This window comes from Desulfopila aestuarii DSM 18488, from assembly GCF_900143695.1.
GTDB classification, from domain to species: Bacteria; Desulfobacterota; Desulfobulbia; order Desulfobulbales; family Desulfocapsaceae; genus Desulfopila; species Desulfopila aestuarii.
This window is the reverse complement of sequence record NZ_FRFE01000014.1, coordinates 109,918-129,504: the sequence shown is the minus strand read 5'-3', so window position 1 is coordinate 129,504 and position 19,587 is coordinate 109,918. Positions and strand designations below refer to the sequence as shown.

13 protein-coding genes are annotated in these 19,587 nt (G+C 51.8%); 7 read left to right on the top strand and 6 right to left on the bottom strand.

What is annotated here, in order from left to right; genetic code table 11:
* The first annotated feature begins 31 nt into the window (after nt 1-31).
* From BUF15_RS14600 to BUF15_RS14565, 7 genes are all read left to right on the top strand, one after another.
* Nucleotides 32-481 (top strand): tripartite tricarboxylate transporter TctB family protein, encoded by a 450-nt coding sequence (locus BUF15_RS14600; protein WP_073614306.1) that lies wholly within the window; start codon nt 32-34, stop codon nt 479-481.
* Nucleotides 482-511: 30 nt separating this feature from the next.
* On the top strand, nt 512-2,035 hold the full coding sequence (locus BUF15_RS14595; protein WP_073614305.1) for a tripartite tricarboxylate transporter permease: 1,524 nt from the start codon (nt 512-514) through the stop codon (nt 2,033-2,035).
* 46 nt (nt 2,036-2,081) lie between these two features.
* Complete coding sequence (locus BUF15_RS14590) at nt 2,082-3,167, top strand: AbrB family transcriptional regulator (protein WP_073614304.1); 1,086 nt, start codon at nt 2,082-2,084, stop codon at nt 3,165-3,167.
* 53 nt (nt 3,168-3,220) lie between these two features.
* Nucleotides 3,221-5,683 (top strand): bifunctional aconitate hydratase 2/2-methylisocitrate dehydratase, encoded by a 2,463-nt coding sequence (locus tag BUF15_RS14585; RefSeq protein ID WP_073614303.1) that lies wholly within the window; start codon nt 3,221-3,223, stop codon nt 5,681-5,683.
* Between the two features lie 167 nt (nt 5,684-5,850).
* The gene (locus BUF15_RS14580; RefSeq protein ID WP_073614302.1) at nt 5,851-7,068 is read left to right on the top strand and encodes an NADP-dependent isocitrate dehydrogenase; all 1,218 of its coding nucleotides are present in this window, start codon (nt 5,851-5,853) and stop codon (nt 7,066-7,068) included.
* A gap of 315 nt (nt 7,069-7,383) precedes the next feature.
* Nucleotides 7,384-8,061 carry a metal-dependent hydrolase gene (locus BUF15_RS14575; protein WP_073614301.1) on the top strand — a complete coding sequence of 226 codons (678 nt, stop codon included), beginning with the start codon at nt 7,384-7,386 and terminating at the stop codon, nt 8,059-8,061.
* A gap of 191 nt (nt 8,062-8,252) precedes the next feature.
* Entirely contained in the window at nt 8,253-10,325 is a 2,073-nt protein-coding gene (locus tag BUF15_RS14565; protein WP_073614298.1) for a PAS domain-containing hybrid sensor histidine kinase/response regulator, read from the top strand.
* A gap of 79 nt (nt 10,326-10,404) precedes the next feature.
* On the opposite strand, the gene icmF is transcribed toward BUF15_RS14565, so the two are convergent.
* The 6 genes from icmF to BUF15_RS14535 form a co-directional block, all read right to left on the bottom strand.
* On the bottom strand, nt 10,405-13,680 hold the full coding sequence (gene icmF / locus BUF15_RS14560; protein ID WP_073614296.1) for a fused isobutyryl-CoA mutase/GTPase IcmF: 3,276 nt from the start codon (nt 13,678-13,680) through the stop codon (nt 10,405-10,407).
* 110 nt (nt 13,681-13,790) lie between these two features.
* Entirely contained in the window at nt 13,791-14,450 is a 660-nt protein-coding gene (locus BUF15_RS14555) for a TetR/AcrR family transcriptional regulator (protein ID WP_073614295.1), read from the bottom strand.
* Nucleotides 14,451-14,639: 189 nt separating this feature from the next.
* The gene (locus BUF15_RS14550) at nt 14,640-15,557 is read right to left on the bottom strand and encodes an electron transfer flavoprotein subunit alpha/FixB family protein (RefSeq protein WP_073614294.1); all 918 of its coding nucleotides are present in this window, start codon (nt 15,555-15,557) and stop codon (nt 14,640-14,642) included.
* Between the two features lie 12 nt (nt 15,558-15,569).
* On the bottom strand, nt 15,570-16,343 hold the full coding sequence (locus tag BUF15_RS14545; RefSeq protein ID WP_073614293.1) for an electron transfer flavoprotein subunit beta/FixA family protein: 774 nt from the start codon (nt 16,341-16,343) through the stop codon (nt 15,570-15,572).
* Between the two features lie 102 nt (nt 16,344-16,445).
* Nucleotides 16,446-17,591, bottom strand: a complete 1,146-nt coding sequence (locus tag BUF15_RS14540; protein WP_073614292.1) for an acyl-CoA dehydrogenase — start codon at nt 17,589-17,591, stop codon at nt 16,446-16,448.
* Between the two features lie 148 nt (nt 17,592-17,739).
* Complete coding sequence (locus tag BUF15_RS14535; RefSeq protein ID WP_073614291.1) at nt 17,740-19,509, bottom strand: acetate--CoA ligase; 1,770 nt, start codon at nt 19,507-19,509, stop codon at nt 17,740-17,742.
* Between the last annotated feature and the right edge of the window lie 78 nt (nt 19,510-19,587).

The following is a 19,587-nucleotide window of genomic DNA, read 5'->3' as shown; positions in this document are numbered from 1 at the left end:
CCCTCTCTGGGGCAGGGGCTGAGGGGGAAATATGGCAGACAGAATTTTCGGTAGTATCGCTCTGGTCATTTCATTGATCTACGGTTTCATTGCTTTTACTATCATCAAGGCTCCATTTCAATACGATCCACTGGGGCCGGAGGCCTGGCCGAGGATTCTGTCGGTTGTCGCCGCCCTTTGTTGTCTCTATATCATTGCCCGGCCTGATGGACAAAAATTCAAAGTGCTGGGACATACCCTTACGAGAATCGCCCTGGTGGTGTTTTTCCTTTCCGCCTATGCAGTGCTCTTCGAACGGTTAGGATTTATCGTGTCGACTGCACTCTTTTGCGGAGTGTTATCGAGGATGTTGGGGGCAACAGCAAAGCAGTCAGTGCTTTTTGGCATCGCCTCAGGAATTTTAGGCTATGGACTTTGTGCCGGCCTGCTCGATCTTAATCTACCGACAGGGGCAATCTTCAAGAATCTCAAACTTCTGTAATATTTTTCTTCATAACGAGCAGGGGATGATATGGATACTGTGTTTGCAGGACTTTCTCAGGGCTTTGCTGTTGCTCTTAATCCGATAAACTTTTTCTACGTCATTATCGGCTGTTTTTCCGGGACATTGATTGGTGCACTACCCGGTATAGGCCCGATTAACGGTGTGGCAATCCTGTTGCCCATTGCTTACAGTGCCGGATTGCCGCCCGAGTCGGCTCTCATTCTATTAGCGGGTATTTACTACGGTGCGGAATATGGTGGCAGGGTCTCGTCGATTCTCTTGAATGTTCCGGGTGATGCCGGTGCCGTTTTTACCACACTGGACGGCAACCCGATGGCAAAAAAAGGCGAAGCGGGACGGGCCTTGTCGCTTTCCGCGGTCGCTTCTTTTATCGGCGGCACGATTTCGGTCATTCTCATGACGCTGTTTGGGCCTCTGCTTGCTTCGGTAGCTATTCACTTCAATCCCTCAGATTATGTGGCGCTCATGGTTTTTGCCTTCACCTGTTTAGCTTCGCTGGTGGGCAAAAATCCGATCAAGACGCTGCTTGCTGCTGTAATGGGATTGATGATCGCTTCCATCGGCATTGACGCCAATACCGGTGTTGCGCGTTTTACCTTTGGCATCCCAGACATCCTCGCCGGTATCGATTTTCTGGTAATCGTCATCGGTCTTTTCGGTATGGGCGAGCTGATTACCCTTGTGGAGCATCAGGTGACAGGTAAGCTTGCCGTACTACCGGTCGGGAAAAGTTTTGTGTCATGGAAAGACCTGATGGTCACCAAATGGGTTATTCTGCGTTGCTCACTCCTCGGTTTTTTTATCGGGGTCTTGCCCGGAACAGGTGCATCGGTAGCCTCGGCTGTGGCTTATGGCACCGAGAAACGGATTGCCGGCAAAAGTGGTGAGAGCTTTGGTACTGGTGATATCCGTGGCCTGGCAGCGCCGGAAGCGGCCAATAACGGTTCCGCTGGTGGGGCAATGGTGCCTATGCTGACTCTTGGAATTCCCGGATCTGGCACCACCGCGATCCTGCTTGGTGCACTGCTGCTCTTTAACGTCACTCCAGGTCCACTCATGTTTGTCCAGCGTCCAGAAATTGCCTGGGGCCTTATAGCCTCCATGTATATCGGCAACATCGCACTTCTCATTATCAACTTGCCTTTGGTTGGCTTCTTTGCCCGCCTCTTGACCATTCCCCAGAAGTATCTGACGCCGCTTATCGCTGTGTTGGCCTTTATCGGCGTCTATTCGGTTGTTTCCAATCCATTTGATTTGTATATGATCATCGGGCTGGGTGTTTTTGGCTGGCTTTTACGGAAACTCGGTTTTTCACTTGCCCCCGTCATCTTAGGTGTGGTACTTGGCAATCTGTTCGAAGATAATCTGCGGCGCGCGCTGTCTATTTCCGGCGGTGATTGGATGATCCTTATCGAATCGGGTCGCAGTATTGCAATATATGTACTTACCGCTCTTATCCTGTTCGTACCACCTCTGGTCAGCAGCTTGCGAAGACGAGCGGCAACAAACGCCGCCACCTCAGAAGCCTAGTTTTTTACTGGTTTTCCGGTCAGACGAAGAATAGCGACGGGCGGTCATGAGCGACAAGAGGAAGCGGGTGGATCGTCAACAACCTACAGTTCAGAAAGTCATTATTACCCTGGCGGTCGGTGTTGTTGGTGCTGTGCTGGCACAAGTTGGCGGTCTTCCTGCAGCTGCTCTTATCGGCTCGACCTGTGCTGTGTCTCTCGTCTCCTTTTGCCGATTGCCGACCGCGGTCCCTGGCTGGATGCGTAATCTGGCTTTTGCCGCGATTGGTTGTTCTCTTGGTTCAGGTGTTGACCGGGACCTTCTTGAACTTGCGGTCAAATGGCCGCTCAGCATGTGTGGGCTGGTTGTGGTGATGGCAGCGGTACTTGTCGTCGGTTGCTGGTTGCTCACCACTTTTTTCCAACAATCGCGAGAAACTGCTGTGCTTGCCACATCACCCGGTGCACTCAGTTATTCTCTTGCGCTTGCCGCGTCCGGTGTTGGCGATGCTTCGGCAATTATCGTTATTCAGTCCATTCGCCTGCTTTCCATTACTACCGCACTGCCTCTGATTCTCGATCTGCTCAATCTTCAGCATGGAGATGGCAGCGGTATGTCACCCCAAAATCTTTCTCTTTTTGCAACAACAGGGCTCTTTGTGTTGACGCTTGGGTTCGGCTTTTTGCTCAATAAGAAACGACTACCCGCAGCTTATCTTATAGCGGGAGTGCTGGTGAGCGGTATCATGCATTATAGTGGTATTGTTTCCGGTCGCCCGCAAAGCGGTTTTCTTTTTACTGGATTTGTGATTACCGGGGCAGTTATCGGTTCGAGATTCACCAATATCCCGCTGGGAGATATCAGGCGGCTGGTGACAGCGTCCCTTGTTGTTGTTGTCGTATCAAGTGGTGTCGCGGCCTTGGGTGCCGTTATTTGCGCCCAGATATTGCATCTGCCGTTCGGGCAGGTGTGGGTTGCCTATGCCCCCGGGGGGGTTGAAGCCATGGCTGCCATGGCTCTCGCACTTGATTACGATTCAGCTTTTGTTGCAACCCACCATCTCTTTCGTATCCTACTGCTGATTATCGTTTTACCGTTTCTACTGAGACTGTTCAGGAGAAGGGCGGTTCCCACCTTCATGTCGAGGAGGTAGGATGATTCCGGTATCAAATTCTTTACATTATTATATTAACGCGGGGAAATTCCATGATTGAACAGTACAGAGAATTAGAAAAGGAGCGGCTTGCCCTAGGTGTTCCGGCAATGCCGCTGACCGATAAACAGGTTGCCGAATTGACAGCGCTTCTCAAACAAGGCCATGAGGAAAGCGGGGTGCTCCTCGGGCTCCTGCAGAATCGGGTTGAACCCGGTGTCAGCAAGGCCGCTAAGGTTAAGGCTGGCTGGCTTGAGAAGGTGGCGCTTGGTGAAGTGAAGTTGGCCGAACTTTCAGCTGGTGCGGCGATCGCGATGCTAGGTGAGATGGGTGGCGGCTACAATGTTGCGGTACTGGTTCGATTACTCGAGGTTGATAATGTTGCTGCCGAAGCAGCCTCTGCTCTCAAAAAGCTGATCAAGATCTATGAATCCTTTGACAGGGTAGCTGAACTTGCCGGTACAAACACTCATGCCAAGGAGGTTATCGAGTCGTGGGCAGCGGCTGAATGGTTCACCAAGGCTCCCGTGGTCCCCCAAAAGATGATGCTCTCCGTTTTCAAGGTAGACGGTGAGATCAATACCGATGACTTTTCGCCGGGCAATCAGGCTCAGTCGCGGGCGGACATTCCGCTGCACGCCAACTTTTTTGGTATAAAACGTTTTCCGGGTGGGGTGGAGACCATCAAGGCCATGAGGGCGGAGGGAAAAGCAATCGCCTTTGTCGGCGACGTGGTCGGAACCGGTTCGTCACGGAAATCGGCTATTAACTCCATGGCCTGGCATATCGGTGACGATATCCCCCAGACTCCCAACAAAAGGCGGGGCGGAGTGGTGCTCGGTTCGACCATTGCTCCCATTTTTTACGCAACGGCCCGAGATGCAGGGACGTTGCCCCTGCAGTGTGATGTCAGCAGCCTTGCTACCGGCAGTGAAGTTACTCTTGATCTTACAAACTGGAAGATAATTTGTGGAGAAACGGAGATTCAGGCAGAGGCCCCACCGTCGGCAATTCTTGATGAATTCCGGGCGGGAGGACGCCTAAATCTTATTATAGGTCGTAGCCTTACCAGGGCGGCGTGCGCGAAATTGGGTGTTGCTGAACCTGCAATTTTTTCTGAGGTGGAGAACCCACTGCCCAAAGAGGGACAGGGTTATACACTTGCTCAGAAGATGATTGGCCGGGCCTGTGGTATTGAAGGCGTTTTGCCCGGAACCGTCTGTGAGCCGAAAATCTCTACAGTTGGTTCTCAGGACACCACCGGTCCCATGACCATGCAGGAGATCGAAGAGCTGGCCTGTCTACGTTTCAAGACCGAACTGTTCATGCAATCGTTCTGCCATACCGCCGCCTACCCAAAAGAATCGGATGGCGCTCGCTGGCAGAAAATGACCGAGATCACCACCAGCTGCGGTGGTGTGGCCTTGAAACCAGGTGACGGTGTCATTCATCCCTGGCTGAACAAGATGCTTCTTCCCGACACAGTCGGTACCGGTGGCGACTCTCATACCCGTTTCCCGATGGGGATATCTTTCCCAGCCGGTTCGGGTCTGGTGGCTTTTGCTGCCGCCCTCGGTTTTATGCCACTGGAGGTGCCAAAGTCTGTGCTGGTACGGTTCACGGGTAAACGGAGACCCGGCATCACTGTTCGTGATATGGTCAATGCCATTCCCAAGGCGGCGATTGATAAGGGGCTGCTGACGGTGGCCAAAAAAGGGAAAAAGAATGTCTTTGCCGGCACCATCCTTGAGATTGAGGGGATCGACGACCTCTCGGTTGAGGAGGTTTTCGAACTCTCAGATGCCTCTGCCGAGCGAAATGCCGCAGCCTGTACTCTGGCCCTGCCTTTAACGGCGGTGGTGGAGAATGTGAAGAAGAATGTCGAGGTGTTGCGTAAGCTGGTAGCTGAAGGCTATCAGGATGGAGAGGCCCTGGAACGACGCATCCAGGCACAGGAGGTGTGGCTGGCCGCACCGTCGCTCCTGCAGCGAGATGAAAATGCCGAATACCATGAGGTGATTGAGATCAATCTCGATACCATCACTGAACCGATACTGGCAGTGCCCAATGATCCCGATGATGTCAAGCCACTCAGTGAGGTTGCGGGTGCCAGCATAGATGAAGCTTTTATCGGTTCATGTATGACCCATTACAGTCATCTTCAGGCTGCTGCACGGTTGATGGCTGGTGAAGAGTATGGTGAAAGTCGCATGTGGGTGGCACCGTCGACACGACTCGACCGTGATGCCATCCAGGTTGAAGGCGGATTGAGCGTTTTCGCCCAGGTGGGTTGCCGGGTTGAGATACCGGGTTGTAGTCTCTGTATGGGCAATCAGGCACGGGTCAAGCCGGGGGCAACGGTTATCTCCACTTCGACCCGAAACTTCGATAACCGGCTGGGCGACGGTGCCCAGGTCTATCTGGCTTCAACTGAGCTCACAGCCATAAGCGGTATGCTGGGCCGGCTGCCAGCGGTCGAAGAATACTTTGATTTTATTGAAAGAAAACGGAAGTAATTCGAAAAACACTGCAATTGATATAATGGTGGGCTAATATATCGGCTCCAGATTGCCCACCATTTGCGGATTTTGTACAGTCTACGGTCACTCGTTGCGAAAAGCATGCAGCCGGTTTTCGGCTACTGTACGAGATCATCAACCACGGAGTTTATACGAGGAGTACCATGAACAAGATTACAGTGAAAAATCCCATCGTCGAGCTAGACGGGGATGAGATGACCCGGATCATCTGGAAATTCATCAAAGATAAACTGATCCTGCCTTATCTCGATGTCGATTTGAAATATTACGATCTCTCCGTGCAGTACCGTGACGAAACCGAGGATAAGGTGACAGTTGATGCTGCGGAAGCCATCAAAAAATACCGGGTTGGTGTCAAATGTGCCACCATCACTCCGGATGAGGCGAGGGTTGAGGAGTTCAGTCTCAAACAGATGTGGAAGTCGCCCAACGGTACCATCCGTAACATTATCGGCGGCACGGTGTTTCGTCAGCCGATCATCTGCAATAACATACCGCGACTGGTACCTGGCTGGACCAAGCCGATCGTCATCGGCCGTCATGCTTTCGGCGATCAGTATCGCGCTACCGATTTTCTCGTTCCCGGTGCCGGCAAGTTGACAATGAAGTTTGAGCCGGCTGACGGTGGTGAGGCGATCGAGCGTGAGGTGTTTACCTTCCCCGGTAGCGGTTGTGCCATGGGCATGTACAACCTCGATGATTCGATCCGTGGGTTTGCCAGATCCTGTATGAATTATGGCCTTAACCTCGGCTGGCCAGTCTATCTGTCGACAAAGAACACCATATTGAAGAAATATGACGGCCGTTTCAAGGATCTCTTCCAGGAAGTCTTTGACGCAGAATTTGCTGATAAATTCAAGGCAGCCGGGATAACCTATGAGCATCGGCTGATTGATGACATGGTGGCTGCTGCTCTGAAATGGGAAGGAGGCTTTGTCTGGGCGTGTAAGAACTATGATGGCGATGTCCAGTCAGATACAGTGGCACAAGGCTTTGGCTCACTTGGTCTCATGACCTCAGTGCTGATGACCGAAGATGGCGGCACCATTGAGGCTGAAGCGGCCCATGGTACCGTGACCCGTCACTATCGCGAGCACCAGAAAGGCAATAAAACCTCCACCAATCCCATCGCCTCTATCTTTGCCTGGACGCGTGGCCTCTGGTATCGCGGCAAGTTCGATAACACCCCGGAGGTGCAAAAATTTGCTGAAACTCTGGAAAAGGTGTGTGTCGATACGGTTGAGTCCGGCTTCATGACTAAAGACCTGGCCATTCTTGTCGGCAAAGAGCAGGGCTGGCTGACAACTGAAGAATTTCTCGCAAAGCTTGACGAAAATCTGAAGGCGGCCATGCAGAAGTAGTCTGTTCGACGGATGATAGTGGTGCTGCTGACTGCAGCACCGTGAAACAAAGGGGCAGAGAAAAATTAACATGCGGTTGTTAATTTTTCTCTGCCCCTTTTTTCTGCACTGTGCAAAGGAAAATTTAAAATGCTATAAATAGATAGGCAAACAGATGCAGAAGGAGTTGCCTGGCCGATTTGGATCGGCTAACGTAGAGTTTTATTAAATATTTGTGGTGGTCTTGTGTGAATCTTGTTCCGCGTTGTCGGTACTTGTTGTAAGGGGCGAGGCCGATAAAAACTGAAAAAGCATATCCTGTACTGGAGGAAAAAAATGAAGCTCAGATATTTCTCCCATTCGTCATTTCAGATAACCACCGCTGCCGGCCAGACGATTCTGATAGATCCTTTTCTGGATGGTAATCCGACGTGTCCGGTTTCTTCTGATGAGGTGTCTGCTGATTTCATTGTTCTCACTCACGGTCATGGCGATCATATAGGGGATGCTTTTAAGATCGGCCAGAGATGTAAATCGCTTTTCATCTGTGTGAATGAACTTGCAAATTACTGCGCGGGTCAGGGATTCAAAGCTCATAACATGCATATCGGCGGCGGACGTGAATTTCCCTTCGGACATCTGAAATTCACCATTGCGCATCACGGCTCGATGACCCCAGATAATGTCTATGCCGGAGAACCAGCCGGTGTGGTGCTTACCATCGACAATATCGCCCTCTATCATACCGGGGATACCGGCCTGTTTTACGATATGAAGCTTATCGGGGAGATGACCAGGCTCGATTATATGCTGCTGCCTATAGGTGATAACTTCACCATGGGTATTACTGATGCGGTTAAAGCTGTGGAACTTGCCAATCCAACAATTGCCATTCCTATGCATTACAACACATTTCCGGTGATCGAGGCCGACCCGCATCTGTTCCGCCAGAAGGTGGAGGCTCTTGGTAAAAAAGCGCGGGTTCTGGAGTATGGTGAAGAAATAGACTTATAGAGTTTTATCTGAAACATAAGGAGTATTTCTGACGCCTCCTGTCCGCATTGTGCTACGGAGTGGTATATTTATCTGTTGAACGTCGATAGGATACACGATATGTTGTAGGCTGTCATACATCGCGTTTCTGTCGATACACGCTTTGCCCTGGCTGTATCGTTGTATCCCGGCACCGTTTGCAGAGTAGCTCCATGTCATTTGATCACGATCCTGTCTATGCAGAGGTTGTTTCTCTTCGTGAGGAACTTAACCTTGCAAGGGAGAAAAACGAGAACCTGTTACATCAACTGAAAAAACGTGAGCAGGTTCTCGACCATTTTCGACAGGCTGTTGATAATTCACCAAATGCCATCTTTTCAATTAACAGGAAGGGGAATATCACCACCTGGAATCCCGCCTGTTTTTCCACCTTTCAATACGATACTTCTATAATTGGCAGTCATTACCGGTTACTGCTGCAGGATCACGACCAGTACTCATTCATTGAACAGGTAGTGTTGCAGGGTCGAAAGACCAAGAGCTTTTCTAACCTGGATCTGACGTATACCTGTAAATCTGGTGAGACCCGGGAAATGGTTTCCCGAGTCTATCCGGTGGAAAATGATGAAGGTATCGTGCATGGCTTCGTTTTTGCCAATACCGATGTTACCGAGCGTAATCGTATTCACCGGGAACTTGAACAGTACCGCCACCATCTGGAAGAACTGGTAGAACAGCGTACTGTCAAGCTTCAGGAGGAGATCAGTCATCGAAAGAGTGCACAGCAGGCACTTCAAGCCTCCAATGAGGCCCTGGTCACCATCCTTGACAGTATGGACCTCGCTATCCAGGTCGTATCTCTCAATCGGGATGAAACGATTTTCCTGAACGACCGGCTCAATGCGTTGCTGGTTGAAGGCCAGCAAAGTTCGCTGCATTACCATTTGTTTGCCCCGCTTGGTTGTGATGATTTAGTTGAGGATGGTGAGGCAAAAGCTGATCCTGAGAGCAACAGGGACGTGAAAAGTGTCTCCTGTTTTGATCCTGTTTTGAAACGATGGTACATCCTGCAGGAACAGGTGATTACCTGGGTGGACAGACGGAAAGTTCGTCTGCAGATAGCAACCGATATTACTGAGAGAAAACAGATCGACGAAGAACGTAAGCGGGTTGAAAAACTGGAGTCTCTTGGGGTACTTGCCGGTGGAATCGCCCATGACTTCAATAATCTGCTTACCGGCATTATGGGCAGTCTTTCGCTTCTGCAGTATCAGGCAGCAAGCGGTAATCCGAACTACGCACTACTGGACTCTGCGGTCAAGGCAACATCCCGTGCTACCTCGCTGACCCAGCAATTGCTGACATTCTCGAAAGGCGGTGATCCCGTGCGAAGTGTGATTGCTGTTGAGGAGGTTTTACGGGAATCGGTTACCTTTTCACTTCAAGGTTCGGCGGTAAAAACAATGATTTGTCTCGATGGTGATCTGTACCATGTCAAAGCGGATGGTGGGCAGCTGAGTCAAGTGTTCCATAATCTCGCTATCAACGCCAAACAGGTTATGCCGGACGGTGGTGTGCTGGCTGTTTCCGCAGTAAATTATACTCATGAAAATCATTCTGTTGTAAATGATCTCTCTCCTGGGAAGTATGTCAGAATTGACTTTAGCGATACCGGCCCGGGAATTTCGCCCGATATTATCGACAAAATTTTCGATCCATATTTCACTACCAAAGCAAAAGGCGAAGGGCTTGGGCTGGCAATGGCGCATACGATTGTCACCAAACATAACGGGAAGATTACGGTTGACCAAAATCCCGACTGTGGTGTGACATTCAGGATATTCTTGCCGGCTTGTGAACAGGTGGCACTGGCACCATCGGTAGGCACAATAGATAGACCGGATTCCTGTGGGCGGGTTTTACTGATGGATGACGATGAGACAATCCGGGAGGTCGGGGAAGCCATTCTCGTCCATTTGGGTTATACCGTGGAGACCGCCGCAGACGGAGAATCGTTGTTGGCGCGATATCAGGAAGCCTTGGCCGCAGACGCCGCCTTTGATGTGGTGATCCTTGATTTGACCATTCCAGGCGGTATGGGTGGAGAAGAGGTGGCTCGACGACTTGCCATGATGAACCCTGAAGCTAAGCTCATTGCCTCCAGTGGTTATGCCGACAGCCCCATCATGGCTGATTGCGCAAGTTTTGGTTTTTCAGCAATATTGAAAAAGCCATACATGGTTGAACAGGTGGCTGAAGTTCTGCAGAAGATTCTTCAAAGATAGCCCGAAAGGACCCAACAAAAATGAAGGTGAGCCAATAACGCTCACCTTCTTGCCCTTATAAGGTGTATTTCCTTAAACTCTACATATTCCGCCGATACTGGCCTCCTGCCTCATACAGGGCAGAGGTGATCTGGCCGAGGCTGCAGTGGCGTACTGTTTCCATCATCTGGGCAAAGATATTGCCGCCCGTGAGGGCCACTTGTTTCAGTTTCTTCAGTTCCTCTGCTGACGTGTCGGCATGTCTGGCGTGGAAGGTAGCCAGTCTTCGCAGTTGATCCTGTTTTACATCGTCGGTGGCCCTGGCCAATTCCAGGCTGGCGTTAGCTTCGTCGGAGTTGACGTCTGGATTCCTGAAGGTGTTGACGCCGATGATCGGATATTCACCGGAGTGTTTGAGCCGCTCATAGTAGAGGGACTCTTCCTGGATGCGGCTGCGCTGATAGCCGGTCTCCATGGCGCCGAGTACGCCGCCACGGTCGCTGATTCGTTCAAACTCAGAGAGAACAGCCTCTTCCACCAGATCGGTGAGTTCATCGACAATGTAGCTGCCCTGATTCATGTTCTCGTTCTTCGCCAAACCCCATTCCCGGTTAATGATCAGCTGAATGGCCAGTGCGCGCCGGACCGATTCGGAACTCGGGGTGGTGATCGCTTCGTCATAGGCGTTGGTGTGCAGGCTGTTGCAGTTGTCATAGATAGCACAGAGCGCTTGCAGGGTGGTGCGGATATCATTGAACTGGATTTCCTGGCAGTGCAGAGAACGCCCTGAAGTCTGGATATGGTATTTCAGCTTCTGCCCGCGTTCGGTTGCCCCATACCGCTCTTTCATGGCCACTGCCCAGATGCGGCGAGCTACCCGGCCGATCACAGTGTATTCCGGATCCATACCGTTGGAGAAGAAGAAGGAGAGGTTGGGAGCGATCTCATTGATATCCATGCCGCGCGAGAGATAGTACTCGACATAGGTGAAACCGTTGGAAAGGGTCAGGGCTAGCTGGGTGATCGGGTTGGCACCTGCTTCGGCGATATGATAGCCGGAGACAGAGACCGAGTAGAAATTTCTCACCCTGTTCTTGATGAAGAACTCCTGAATATCACCCATCATCTTCAGGGCAAACTCGATAGAGAAGATACAGGTGTTCTGGCCCTGGTCCTCTTTGAGGATATCCGCCTGAACCGTACCACGGACATTGGCCAGCACATCGGTCCGGATTTTACCGGCTTCAGTCTCATCTGGACGTCGCCCATGTTCTTCGGCGAACCGGTCGAGCTGCTGGTCAATGGCAGTATTCATGAACATTGCCAGAATAATCGGTGCCGGGCCGTTAATGGTCATGGAAACCGAAGTGGTGGGGGCGCACAGATCAAACCCGTCATAGAGCAGCTTTACATCATCGAGGGTACAGATAGAGACACCGGAGGTGCCGATCTTACCATAAATGTCGGGTCGCTCTGCGGGATCCCAGCCATAAAGGGTGACCGAATCGAAGGCGGTGGAGAGCCGCTTCGCCTCATAGTTGGCCGACAGCAGTTTGAAGCGCTGGTTAGTCTGGCCAGGACCGCCTTCACCGGCAAACATCCGGGTCGGGTCTTCACCGGTACGTTTTAGGGGGAAGACGCCGCCAGTGAAGGGGAAGAATCCCGGCAGGTTCTCTTTTCTCAAGAATACCAGCGTATCGCCCGGATCGGTGATTTTCGGCAGTGCGATCTTCGGAATCTTTGAGTGGGAGAGCGATTTGGTATACAAGGGAACCCTGATCTCCTTGCCTCGCACCTGATAGACCAGTTCATCGCCTGAATACGCCTTGCGGCATTCCTGCCAGGCTGAAAGCGTTTTTTCTGTTTCTCTATCGACCGCCTGGTTCAGCTGCTCAGCCTCGGTTTTCAGGGTTGCGATACTATCAGCAATCGCTGCCTCGTCTTTTGTTTCCAGGAGATTGATCGATTCCTGCACATGCCAGAGTTGCCGCACGGCTTCAGCCTGTTGCAGCGTTTCGTTATGATAACCTCGGACCGTGTCGGCTATTTCAGCCAGGTACCGTATGCGATTGGCCGGGATGACAATGGCTTTTGATGAGGGCACCTTCTCTTTTGGCTTGGGCAGTTGCGGTTTAAGGCCCATACCCATTTTCGAATTGAGCAGTTCAACAATGCCGTGATAGAGTGCGGTAACCCCGTCGTCGTTGAATTTGGAAGCGATAGTGCCGTAAACCGGGAAATCTTCAGGTTTGGTGTCCCAGGCCTTGCGGTTACGCATCACCTGCTTGCGAACGTCACGAATGGCGTCGTCACCGCCTTTCTTTTCAAACTTGTTGATGACGATGATATCCGCATAGTCGAGCATGTCGATCTTTTCCAGCTGGGACGGCGCCCCATATTCGCTGGTCATGACATACATGGAGATGTCGGCAAGGTCGGTTATCCGTGAGTCGCCCTGACCGATACCGGCGGTTTCGGCGATGATCAGATCAAAGCCTGCAGCCTTTAAGATCCGGATGGCTTCAGGTAGAGACTCTGAAACCTCGTTGGCAGAATCGCGGGTGGCAAGACTGCGCATATAGACCCGGTCGGAACCGGTGATGGCATTCATCCGGATACGATCGCCCAAGAGTGCTCCGCCTGTTTTACGCCGGGAAGGATCGCAGCAGACAATGGCGATGTTGAGATCTTCGAGGTCGTTAAGAAATCTGAGCAGCAGTTCGTCGGTAAGCGACGATTTGCCGGCGCCGCCAGTGCCGGTGATGCCAATGACAGGGGGATCGTACTTGGTGGCCAGCGGTTCGATCATGGCCATCAATTCAGCGAGATTACCGCCATGGCTCTTGGTCTCCTGGGCCATGCTAATGAATTTGGCGATCTCTTTCTTGTCAGTATAGTGCAGTCTGTCGGGAGCAAGGTCAGCAAAACTGGTGGTAGCGAAGTCCATGCAGGATATCATATGATTGATCATACCCTGTAACCCCATGGAGGCACCGTCTTCCGGCGAATAGATCTTGGTGACCCCGTACTCTTCCAGCTCACGTATCTCGTCGGCCACGATAACGCCGCCTCCACCACCGAATACCTTGATGTGGGCTGCGTCCCGTTCTTTTAAGAGGTCGATCATGTACTTGAACGACTCCATATGCCCGCCCTGATAACTGGACATGGCGATGCCGTGAGCGTCTTCTTCGATGGCGGTGTCAACCAGTTCCTGAACCGAGCGATTGTGTGCAAGATGAATGACTTCGACACCCGAGTCCTGCAGAATCCGCCGCATGATATTGGTGGATGCGTCGTGACCGTCGAAAAGTGAGGTGGCGGTGATGATTCGGATACTGTGTTTCGGGGTGTACACTTCAACGCTCGCGTTCATGGTTTCTCCTATAGCGGTAAATATTCAGCGCTGGTGACCAGGCTGGCTTCAGATAGGAAATCCAGAACGATTGCAGAAGGGCAAGAACCCCGACTGTGAAAAAGGATCGGTCAGTTGTGTACCGAGGCCTTCTTCTTGGCGAGAAAGCTCATGATAAAGTCTGTCTGCTGTTCGATGTATTTCTCTATCGTGAAATGCTTGGCAAAATACCAGCGGCGAAAGGCCCAGGTATGTCCGATAACGGAAATATTATGGCCAATCAGGCTGATAGTGTCGTCTTCAAGTTCCGGCAGTGTTCCTGTTTTCTTGATCTGATGCATGGCCGAAATAAACAAATCTGTGATCCCGATTTCGGCTTCCAGTACCTTTTGCTGCCATTTTGGTGAAAGAAAGTGGGTAACCTGGTACATGAGCAGCACATGGTCGCTCATCCTGTCACAGACCAGAAAATATTCCCGAATCACTTCGGCGAGGGCATCCTTGCCCTTGAGTGGTCGTGCCAGTGCCTCTTTCACTCCCTCTTCTACCTCTGCGTGGATTGCCACGCAGACGAGATAAAGAACATCCTCCTTGGTGGAGATGTAATCGTACATTGTGCCGATGGAGAGACCCGTAGCCTTGGCGAGGAGCCGTGTGGTGGTTTTATGGTAGCCGTGTTTTATGAACAGCTTAACGGCCGCATCGACAATCTGCCGTCGACGTTCTTTGACCAGATCCTGGTTTTTGATCTGGGTGGCTACCTCTTTGACTTCGTTTTCTTTTGTTCTCATTTATATGCCTGTATTGTCCTGATTTACCTCAAGAAGAGCTGAAAGCACTATCAACGGCTAATCTATACAATATTTGGAAAGAACAAAAGAAAAACCTCCTTACGTGAGGAATTGCACCCCACCCCGGCTCTGGCGGGCAGCATTGCTGGAGAAGAAAAATACTTCCCGTAGCAGCGATGCTGTCATCGCTCACCCTGCCTGCAGTCGCTCGGTCAGTGCAGGTAAAAACTGTTTTACATCAGCCACTACCAGTACATCGGCTACCTCGCCGATAGGGGCATCCTTGTCGGTATTGATTGCCACGATGAATTCCGATTTCTTCATGCCGGCCAGATGTTGGATGGCTCCGGAAATACCGCAGGCGACATAGAGTTTTGGCGAAACGGTCTGGCCTGTTGTTCCCACCTGGCGAGCATGTTCGACCCACTCAGCATCAACCACCGGACGACTTGCACCGTATTCCCCCCCAAGCGCCTTGGCGAGTGCGGCAACCATGGGGATATTGTCTTTACCGCCGACGCCGCGCCCAGCGCTGACGATGATTGCGGCTTTACCGAGATCAACACCACCTTTGGGGGCCTCTTCGTAACCGAGAAAGGTCACCTTGCCGGCGGTATCGGTATCAATCTTCTCAACATTCGGGCTGGCAGTAATGGGTTCAGCCAGGCTGAAGGCTCCAGCCTGCAGGGTCAGCACCTTGACGGTCGATTTCGCTTTCAGGCGCCTTCTCAGTTTGGAGTTGCAGGCAGGAACAACCGGGTCGCCATCAACGATATCCGCGACTTCGGAAAACTGGGCTGCCTCCAGGGCAAATGCCACCCGGGGGGCGAGATCCCAACCATAGGAAGAGTGGCTGAAGACGATCATGTCTGGCTTTTCTTTGGTCACCACGTCAAGAATCAATTGCTTATGCACCGCCGGATTATATTCGCCATATTTGGCTGCATCGGCTAAATAAATGGTGCCATCGTAGGCAGGCAAGTTGCTATCCGTGCCAACCATGAACATGACGCTGTCGCTTCCGGCTTTTTGGGCAAAGGCAACTAACTCACTGCAGCTGCCAAGCACTTTTCCTTCTCGTGATTCGGCTATAAGTAACGCTTTCATATCAGCACCCGTTTACTTGGCGAGAACGCCGGTCTTTTCTTTGAGTATCGTAATCAGTTTATCGGCCAATTCACCGGCATCTCCTTCGAGTACCAAGCCGCCACCTTTCTTTTCAGGCAATTGCATGGACACGGTCTCAAGGCGGAAGGCAACCTTTAGGAGGTCTTGAACCGGTATCGAGAGCAGTTCCTTTTTCTTGGCCTTCATAATGTTTGGCAGGGTAGGGTAGCGCGGGGTATTGAGGCCAAGCTGGCAAGTGAAGAGGGCGGGAAGAGTTACAGAGACTTTGGCCTTGATGCCACCTTCCAGTTCCCGCTTAACGTTGACGGTGGAGCCTTCAAGGACAAAATCGACGATGGTGGTGACGGCGGGAATTCCCAGTAATTCAGAAACGAGCACGCCAACCTGAGCGCTCCCTCGATCCTGGGACTGCATGCCGGTAAAGATCACGTCAAAACCTTTATCACTAGCGTACTCAGCAATAATCGCACCTATCTCAAATGGGTCGCGGGTGGCATAATCCGGGTCGTTGACGTGGGCGCCTCGATCACAGCCCATGGCCAGCGCTTTCTTCATGGTTTCCTTGACCCGATCAGGGCCGATACAGAGGACCGTCAAATCGCCGCCAGTCTGTTCCTTCAACTGTACGGCCTGCTCGACCCCATACTCATCGTATTCGTTCATGCGCCATACGAGTTCTGTGGTGTCGTACCAGGTGCCTGCGCTGTCGACTTTGAATCGGGATTCCATGTCCGGAACCTGTTTTATGCATACCAGTATTTTCATAGCGTCCCCATCTGTCAGGGTTGAATAATGTTGTTCTGCTGCTTGCTGCTGTATAATCTTAAAGAATAGTCATCGGTTACAACAAGGCAATCATCTTGGCTGTCAGCGGGTCAGGTTGGTGCCGATAACAAGCCTCTGGATCTCGCTGGTTCCTTCATAAATCTCGGTAATCTTGGCATCGCGCATCATTCGTTCCACCGGGAACTCACGGGTGTAACCGTAGCCGCCCAGCACCTGAACCGCCTGGGTCGAGACCTTCATGGCTGTTTCGCTGGCAACCAGTTTGGCCATAGCGGAGGCCTGGGTGTAAGACTGACCGTTGCTGGCTTTATACGCTGCCTGATAGACGAGTAATCTGGCTGATTCAACCATACAGGCCATATCGGCCAGCTGGAACATGATGCCCTGAAAGCTGGCGATCGGATTGTCGAATTGTTTTCGTTCCTTGGCGTAGTTGACCGCGGCTTCAAGCGCGCCCTGGGCAATACCCAGTGCCTGGGCGGCGATGCCGATACGGCCGCCATCAAGGGTCTTCATGGCCACTTTAAAACCTTCACCTTCTTTACCGAGCATATTGTCGGCTGGAATCTGGCAGTTCTCAAAGACCAATTCCATGGTGGGAGAGGAGCGGATGCCCATCTTTTTTTCCTTTTTACCAAAGGAAAAACCCGGCGTTCCTTTTTCGACGATAAAGGCGCTGATGCCGTGATGCTTTTGAGCATCCTTGTCGGTGCGGGCCATAACCACATATATTTCGGCTTCACCGGCGTTGGTAATAAAAATCTTGGTGCCGTTTAAAATCCAGCTGTCACCTTCACGCCTAGCCGTGGTCTTGGTGCCACCAGCATCGGAGCCTGCGGCTGGCTCGGTGAGACCGAAAGCGCCCATCTTCTCGCCTTTTGCCATGGGGGTGAGAAATTTCTGTTTCTGAGTCTCGGTGCCAAACAGATAAATCGGGTTGCTGCCAAGCGATAGGTGAGCAGAAAGGGTCACACCGGTGGAGGCACAGACCCGGGAGAGCTCTTCAACAGCGATAGCATAGCTGATATAGTCAGCACCGGCACCGCCATACTCTTCAGGGAAAACGATACCAGTCAGACCGAGCTCCCCGAGTTTATCAAACATGAGACCGCGGTCGAAACGTTCTTCTTCATCGCGCTCGCTGGCAGACGGGGCAATTTCATTTTCCGCAAACTCGCGGACCATGTCCTTAATCAGTTTCTGTTCTTCTGTTAAATCGAAATTCATGGCATCTGCTCCGAAGAGTCCTGTTGTGTCCTGCAAAACCATCCCGCACCCGGCGGAGGAGTTGTCGGCCTGGGTGCTGTTCCAGTGGGCGGTGGCTCAGGGGCCGGTTGGTACTACCGACCGGATGCGGGATGATCCCCTGTGATGATTACTCTTTTTTACTGGAACTCAATTCCGGGAATTCCCAGTAATAGTATTCTTTTCGTTCACCGGCTTTGCCTGCGTCGGGACGATCCGTCTCATTTTGGCGAAGTTCAACACGCCTGATCTTGCCGCTCAGGGTTTTGGGTAATTCCGGAACGAACTCGATAATTCGTGGAATCTTGAATTTTGCCAGGATATTGATGGTGTGCTTGAACAGTTCAAGTGCCATCTCGCGCGAAGGCTCGTAGCCGGCTTTTAAGATGACGAAGGCTTTGACCAACTGGTGGCGTTTCGGGTCGGGTACACCAACGACGGCTGATTCACCTACAGAATCGTGCTCGATCAGGGCGCTTTCCACCTCGAAGGGGCCGATCCTGAAATCCGAGGACTTGATAACATCATCGCTGCGGCCGACAAACCACCAGTAGCCGTCCGGATCGATGGACGCCTTATCGCCGGTGTAATAGTAGTTGTCTCTGAAAACGCTGGCCATCTTTTCCGGTGTGCCGATATATTCGGTGAAAAGGCCAATGGCGCGCCATCGGTCGAGGCGGACCACGATATGGCCAGGTTCGTCAGGGCTGGTGATTTCTTTGCCGTCATCATCAACGAGGGTCGCGTCATACATGAAAGAAGGGCTACCGAAGGAGCCGCTGCGCATCTTGCCGTTCATCCAGGGAGCGTTGCCGATCATGGCGGTTGATTCGGTCTGGCCGTAGAAATCGCGAATCTCGGTGCCGGTCAGCTTTTTCCATTTGCTGATTACCTCGGGATTCAGCGGTTCACCTGCGCCGATGGATTGTCTGAGAGCCGAAAAATCATATTTGGAGATATCCTGGTTAATGAATAATCGCCAGGCGGTAGGTGGCGCACAAAAGGTTGAGACTTTTTGGGTAGCCACGGTCTCAAGATACTTCGGACCGTCCAGAGCTTTAAAGTTGAAACCGGTGGCAGTGGCGCCGACGTTTAACGGAGCAAAAAAGCTCGACCAGGCCCATTTGGCCCAGCCTGGAGCGCTCAGGTTGTGGTGTACGTCATCCGGACGGATACCTATCATCACTGAAGTAGAGAGATGGCCGAGAGGATACGATGTGGCAGTATGGCCGACCCGCTTGGGCAGCCCGGTGGTTCCGGATGTGAAGAAGCAGAACAGCAGATCTTTAGAGCCGGTTTTGGCGGCTTTCGCCTCAGTGGGTTCATCGGTGAGTTGACGATAACTGACCCAGCCTTCCTTTTCGCCTAATACCAGTTTGATCTTTGGCTCCATACCTGTGAGCGCCAGGGCCTCGTCCATAATGTCGGTGTAGATCTGGTCGGCAATAATGCAGTCCGGCTGGTAGGTTTCAAAACGGAACTTCATCTCGCGGACGGTCATGGTGGTGGCGGTAGGAACAGCAATAATACCACCTTTGACACAGGCATAGCTGGCAAACCAGGTTTCGGGCACAATTGGTGTCATCATATACATATTGTTACCAATCGTGACGCCGGCCTTGGCGAGCCTGTTAAGACATTGATTGCCGTGGGCTGCGAATTCTTTGTAGGTGTATTTCTTGCTTTCTCCGGTGTGGATATCGGCCCAGATAAGTGCTGTCTGATTCGGACGCTCCTGTAGGTGCAGTCCTTCAAAAATCTCCTCGGCCCAGTTGAATGTGTCGGGGAGGGTCATGGCATTAAGTTTGTCGAAAAACGCTTTGGCCTTAGCCTCCTTCTGGTCGTTATCTTCCATCATGTTGAGATCCATGACCTCTTTGTACAGACTTACCATGCTCATAGGGACTCCTTGGGGTTCAGATTAGAGATGCACTCCAGGGCCTGTTTAAGGCCACGCCGCCTAACAGCCAAAACTATC